This is a genomic window from Vibrio sp. YT-19(2023) (assembly GCF_033337395.1).
In genome coordinates, this window is the sequence record NZ_JAWOQN010000095.1 from 1 (window position 1) to 1,469 (window position 1,469).

Sequence of the window (1,469 nt, forward strand, 5' to 3'; positions counted from 1 at the left end):
GAGAGATGCAGGACAGACGGTAATGACAGTAGCTTACAACAACATTAATGAAAGTAATAATATTATAGTTATAGTTCTGGCTACTGTGGTACAATATGTTGAAAGTATATATTAATATCTGATAGTATACATATGTGACAATAATCATATGTGTATAATAACAGTAGAAGTATGACTAATGATAACAGCAGCAGCAGGAGGCATCTGGCAGGACCACGGCAGCAGCACAACCACACACGTCACGCTGTCCAGGCACCGCTGCGATATGAGTTAATCTGAGAGACAGTGGAGCACAAAGGCTCCGGAGAAGAAGCCGAGTTAGTGACATCCAGAATGGCCGAGTTAGCAAGATGCAGTAATAGGATACGAGAGCGAGAGCGAGAGAGAGAGAAGGAGAGAAGATGCCCGGTGTATTATAAGGGGTCCTCCGGCAGACTAGGCCTAAGTCAGCCTAACTAGGGGCTGGTACAGGGCAAGCCTGAGCCAGCCCTAACTATAAGCTTTATCAAAGAGGAAAGTCTTAAGTCTAGTCTTAAATGTGGAGACGGTGTCTGCCTCCCGGACCGTAACAGGAAGATGATTCCACAGGAGAGGAGCCTGATAGCTGAAGGCTCTGGCTCCTGATCTACTTTTGGAGACTTTAGGGACCACGAGTAACCCTGCGTTCTCAGAGCGCAGTGTTCTGGTGGGATAATATGGCACTATGAGCTCTCTAAGATATGACAGAGCTTGACCATTTAGAGCTTTATAAGTTAACAGTAGGATTTTAAATTCAATTCTGGATTTTACAGGGAGCCAGTGCAGAGAAGCTAAAACAGGAGAAATATGATCTTGTTTCTTAGTTCCTGTTAGTACACGTGCTGCTGCATTCTGAATTAGCTGGAGAGTTTTTAAGGACTTACTAGAGCTACCTGATAATAGAGAGTTACAGTAATCCAGCCTAGAGGTAACAAAAGCGTGGACCAATTTTTCTGCATCTTTTCGGGTCAGGATAGGCCTAATTTTCGCAATATTACGCAGATGAAAAAATGCAGTCCGTGAGGTTTGTTTTAAATGAGAATTAAAAGACAAATCTTGATCAAATATTACTCCGAGGTTTCTTACGGTAGTGCTAGAGGCCAGAGCAATGCCATCTAGAGAAACTATGTCATCAGATAAAGAGTCTCTGAGTTGTTTGGGGCCAAGAACAATAACTTCAGTTTTGTCTGAATTTAACATCAGGAAATTGGTGCTCATCCAAGTTTTTATGTCTTTAAGGCAGTTATGGAGTTTAGTTAATTGATTACTTTCTTCTGGCTTCATCGATAAATACAACTGAGTATCATCCGCATAACAATGGAAATTTATAGAGTGATTTCTAATGATGTTACCTAAAGGAAGCATATATAGAGTAAATAGGATTGGTCTGAGCGCAGAACCTTGCGGAACACCAAAACAAACTTTAGTACGTAAGAATGATTCATTATGAA

At 41.4% G+C, this 1,469-nt stretch carries 1 protein-coding gene; it reads right to left on the minus strand.

All coding sequences use genetic code 11. The features are described from left to right. Positions 1-489 precede the first annotated feature (489 nt). The coding region (locus R7E78_RS24065) for a reverse transcriptase domain-containing protein (RefSeq protein ID WP_318058329.1) at positions 490-1,469 on the minus strand (980 nt) is incomplete at its 5' end.